The sequence below is a fragment of the Microbacterium sp. genome (genome assembly GCF_035277845.1).
Taxonomy (GTDB): Bacteria; Actinomycetota; Actinomycetes; order Actinomycetales; family Microbacteriaceae; genus Microbacterium.
In genome coordinates, this window is record NZ_DATEJS010000372.1 from 1 (window position 1) to 4,149 (window position 4,149).

Genomic DNA, 4,149 nt, shown 5'->3' on the forward strand with positions numbered 1-4,149 from the left:
GCGAAGTCCAGCTTCGCGCGAGAGTCCGCGATTTCGCTCGCGCTCTCCGACGACACCTCGCTCGGACACCTGGACTCGGCCCTCGCCGCCGACGTCATCACGGTGCTGGGCAACCTCATCGACAACGCGATCGACGCGACAGCCGGCGCACCGGACATCACGATCGTCGTGCGGCTGACGGATGACGGCCGGGCCGTGACGGTTTCCGTGCGCGACCCGGGCCCGGGGGTGCCCGAGGATCTGGAAGAGCGCATCTTCACCCGCGGATTCACCACGAAGCCGTCCGGCCCGGCGGGCCGCGGAGTCGGTCTCGCCCTGGTGCGTCTGGTCTGCGCCAAGCGCGGAGGCGACGTCACGGTACGCTCGGACGAGGGTGCGACCTTCGAGGCCGTCCTGCCTTACGCGGAAGCTGCTGTCGGATGATTCAGGTCTTGATCGTCGATGACGATCCCCGGGTTGCGCGCATCCACTCCCAGTTCGTCGCGCGGACCCCCGGCTTCGCGGTCGAATCTGTCGTTCACTCCGGGCAGCAGGCGATCGACGCGGTGAGGACCACCCATCCCGACCTCGCCCTTCTGGACATCCATCTTCCGGACATCAACGGGCTCGATCTCCTCCGCCGCTGGCGGGCCGAGGGCGTGACGATGGGCGTCATCGTCATCACCGCCGCCCGGGAAGTGGATGCGGTTCGGGCGGCTCTTGCAGGCGGCGCGGCGCGTTACCTCATCAAGCCGTTCGAATACCCCGACCTTGCGGAGACTCTGCGGACCTTCCGCGTGCAGCACGACGCCGTCCACTCTCTGTCATCCGCGTCCCAGGGGGATGCGGATCGGATCTTCGGGCACCCCGCCCCCGCCGGCGGTGCTCCCCAGCCCCTTCCCAAGGGGCTGAGCGTCGAGACGGCCGACCTCGTCCGCGACGCGCTCGACGATGCGCCCGAGCTCTCCGCCGCCGAGTGCGCCGACCGACTCGGCATCTCGCGCGTGAGCGTCCGCCGCTATCTCGAGCACTTCGTGCAGACCGGCGACGCGAAGGTGCGCCTGCAGTATGGGCGATCGGGCAGGCCCGTCCGCTACTACCGCCGACGGTGAGGGACCCGTCGGCGCCGGATCAGCCTCACCCGTCACGTCCTCGCGTCCGGATGCGCGTGGGCGCCGTCGCAGACCGGATTCCACGACGTGACAAGCGGATTCACGACGCCGGACGTAGCCTGGCGCCATGACCACGAATCCTCCGCCTCCGGGGCCGCCCTCCGGCGGGCCCGCGCAGCCGCCGATGAACCCGTCCGACGAGAAGCTCTGGGCGACCCTCATCCACGTCGGCGGGCTGTTCTTCGAGTTCATCCCCGCGCTGATCGGGTATCTCGTCCTCAAGGACCGCGGCCCGTTCATCCGCTCGCACACCGCCACGGCGCTGAACTTCCAGCTGACGCTGATCATCGCCTATGTCGTGGGCGTCATCCTGAGCCCCCTCATCATCGGCGTCTTCATCATCATCGCCGTTTACATCCTGAACATCGTGTTCTCGATCATCGCCGCCGTGAAGGCGAACCAGGGGGAGTGGTACACGTACCCGATGGCGATCCCTTTCGTGAAGTAGCCGCGCCGCCCACTACCGTCGGTACCACCGGATCGACCGACGCAAAGGGGCGCACATGGCACGTGAGGATGAGACGGCGCGGCCGGTCGATCCGTACTGGCGCTACTACCTGAAGTCCTGGTACTGGGTGATCCCCGTGATGATGCCGATCGCGGCCTCCCTCAAGGGATTCACCTGGCCCGAGTCCGCCTGGACGGTGCGCATGGGCCTCGCGATCAGTCTCGGGTGGGCCTGGTTCACCCGCGGACGTCTCGTGATGGCCGCCGCTTACGTGCCCCCGGCAGTCGGCGCGCCGCTCTCCGTGATCGATCCGGCCGCCCGCATCGCACCCGATCAGCTGCACCGCAGCCGCGGGAGGGGCGTGCTCGGCTGGGGTCTGCTCGTGATCTCGCTGATTGTCGTGGTGTCCGGCTTCGTCTGGCTCGTCGGGTCCGACGACAGCGGGGTGGTGGCCGAGGTGGCGGTGTCCGTGGCATCCGTCGCGTGGATGCTGTTCGCGATCTTCTTCATCATGACGCGACCGGTGATCGCGCGCGGGGCGCGCGTCGCGGCGGATCACCCGCGGGACGTGGTCGTGTCCGTGGTCGTCAGTGCGGGGGACGACCTCGGCCGTACGCTCGCGAAGCTCGCCGGTCCGACCGTGCCTCCCCGGCGTCAGGGTGTGCCGTCCCTCTCGACGGTGCTCGTCGACGACCGCGGGCTGAGCTTCTGGAAGGGCTGGACGCAACCCCACGAGCAGTATCTGGTGCCCTGGAAGCTCATCGGCCCGGTCACGGCGGCGCCGATCCAGATGGACGCGGCACATCGTTTCGCGGTACGGATCGGCGTCGAGGTGATGCTGCGCGCGACCGAGGACGACGGGACGCCCGGGTGGGTCACGATCGGCTTCGTGCCGACCAGGAACAACCTGTTCATGGTGTTTCCCCACAGATCCGAGATCGCCGAGTCGGTCGCGTCCGAGATCGAGTCCCGGCGTCGCGGCCGGCGCGACCTCTTCACGGGACTCACCACGGCCTGATCCGCCGGCGCGGGGCGGCGGGGCGGGCGCCCGTAGAATCGTTGGATGCCGTGGCATCCTGCGGCGCCTTCCCGAACTCTCCGCGACCATTGGAGCCACCGTGGCCGAACAGTCCCGCCTCGACAAAGTCATCGCCCTCGCCCGTCACCGCGGGTTCGTGTTCCAGGCCGGTGAGATCTACGGCGGTTCCCGTTCGGCCTGGGACTACGGCCCCCTGGGCACGGAGCTGAAGGAGAACATCCGCCGCCAGTGGTGGCAGACGTTCGTGCGCGGCCGCGGCGACATGGTGGGTCTCGATTCCTCCGTCATCCTGCCCAAGCGCGTGTGGGAGGCCTCCGGGCACGTCGCCACCTTCACCGACCCGCTCGTGGAGTGCCTGAGCTGCCACAAGCGCTTCCGCGCCGACACCCTCGTCGAGGACTTCGAGGCGCGCAAGGGTCGCAAGGCCGAGAACGGCCTCGCCGATGTGCCCTGCCCGAACTGCGGCACGAAGGGCCAGTACACGGAGCCCAAGTCGTTCTCGGGCCTCATGAAGACCTACCTCGGCGTCGTGGACGACGAGTCCGGCGTGCACTTCCTCCGCCCGGAGACCGCGCAGGGCATCTTCATCAACTTCTCGAACGTCGTGACCGCGTCGCGCAAGAAGCCGCCGTTCGGCGTCGGCCAGGTGGGCAAGGCGTTCCGCAACGAGATCACGCCCGGCAACTTCATCTTCCGCACTCGCGAATTCGAGCAGATGGAGATCGAGTTCTTCGTGCCGCCGGTGGATGCCCCGCAGTGGTTCGAGCACTGGGTGGAGGAGTGCTGGAACTGGTTCGTCGACCTCGGCATCGACCCGGCGAACATGCGCCGCTTCGAGGTGCCCGAAGAGGACCGCGCGCACTACTCCGACGGCACCATCGACGTCGAGTACCGCTTCGGCTTCCAGGGCAAGGAGTGGGGCGAGCTGATGGGCATCGCCAACCGCACCGACTACGACCTCTCCAGCCACACCGAGGCATCCGGCGCGAAGCTGGCCTACTTCGACCAGGCATCCGGCTCGACCTACACGCCGTACGTGATCGAGCCGTCGTTCGGCCTCACCCGCGCCATGATGGCGTTCCTCGTCGACGCGTACCGCGAGGAGGAGGCCCCGAACGCCAAGGGCGGCACGGACACCCGCACGGTGCTCGGCCTCGACCCCCGCATCGCCCCGGTGAAGGTGGCCGTGCTGCCGCTCAGCCGCAATGAGCGCCTCTCGCCGCTGGCCCGCGAGGTCGCCGACCTGCTGCGCTCGCGCGGCTGGAACACCGACTTCGACGACGCCGGCGCGATCGGCCGCCGCTACCGTCGCCAGGACGAGATCGGCACCCCGCTGTGCGTCACGGTCGACTTCGACTCGCTCGAGGACGACGCTGTCACGGTGCGCGATCGCGACACCATGGCGCAGGAGCGCGTGCCGCTCTCCGGCCTCGAGGCCTACCTCGCGGTGCGCCTCAAGGGCGCCTGACACCGGACGCGTCGGAGCCACCACGCGCCGGGCTGCCGGCGCT

Annotated in this window: 5 protein-coding genes; all 5 read left to right on the forward strand. The window is 68.9% G+C overall.

The window, feature by feature from the left end; all coding sequences use genetic code 11:
- The coding region (locus VJR25_RS16550; RefSeq protein WP_324117024.1) for a sensor histidine kinase at positions 1–423 on the forward strand (423 nt) is incomplete at its 5' end.
- An 8-nt stretch (positions 424–431) separates the two neighbouring features.
- A complete protein-coding gene (locus tag VJR25_RS16555; RefSeq protein ID WP_324117025.1) occupies positions 432–1,091 on the forward strand; it encodes a response regulator in 660 nt (219 codons plus the stop codon).
- Positions 1,092–1,218: 127 nt separating this feature from the next.
- Positions 1,219–1,599 (forward strand): DUF4870 domain-containing protein, encoded by a 381-nt coding sequence (locus tag VJR25_RS16560; RefSeq protein ID WP_324117026.1) that lies wholly within the window; start codon positions 1,219–1,221, stop codon positions 1,597–1,599.
- 55 nt (positions 1,600–1,654) lie between these two features.
- Complete coding sequence (locus VJR25_RS16565) at positions 1,655–2,617, forward strand: hypothetical protein (protein WP_324117027.1); 963 nt, start codon at positions 1,655–1,657, stop codon at positions 2,615–2,617.
- Between the two features lie 100 nt (positions 2,618–2,717).
- On the forward strand, positions 2,718–4,106 hold the full coding sequence (locus VJR25_RS16570) for a glycine--tRNA ligase (RefSeq protein ID WP_324117028.1): 1,389 nt from the start codon (positions 2,718–2,720) through the stop codon (positions 4,104–4,106).
- Positions 4,107–4,149: the final 43 nt, after the last annotated feature.

Excerpts from the sequence above, each read along its gene's own strand:
- VJR25_RS16560 (WP_324117026.1), top strand. The coding sequence starts at position 1,219 with ATGACCACGAATCCTCCGCCTCCGGGGCCGCCCTCCGGCGGGCCCGCG.
- VJR25_RS16565 (WP_324117027.1), top strand. The coding sequence starts at position 1,655 with ATGGCACGTGAGGATGAGACGGCGCGGCCGGTCGATCCGTACTGGCGC.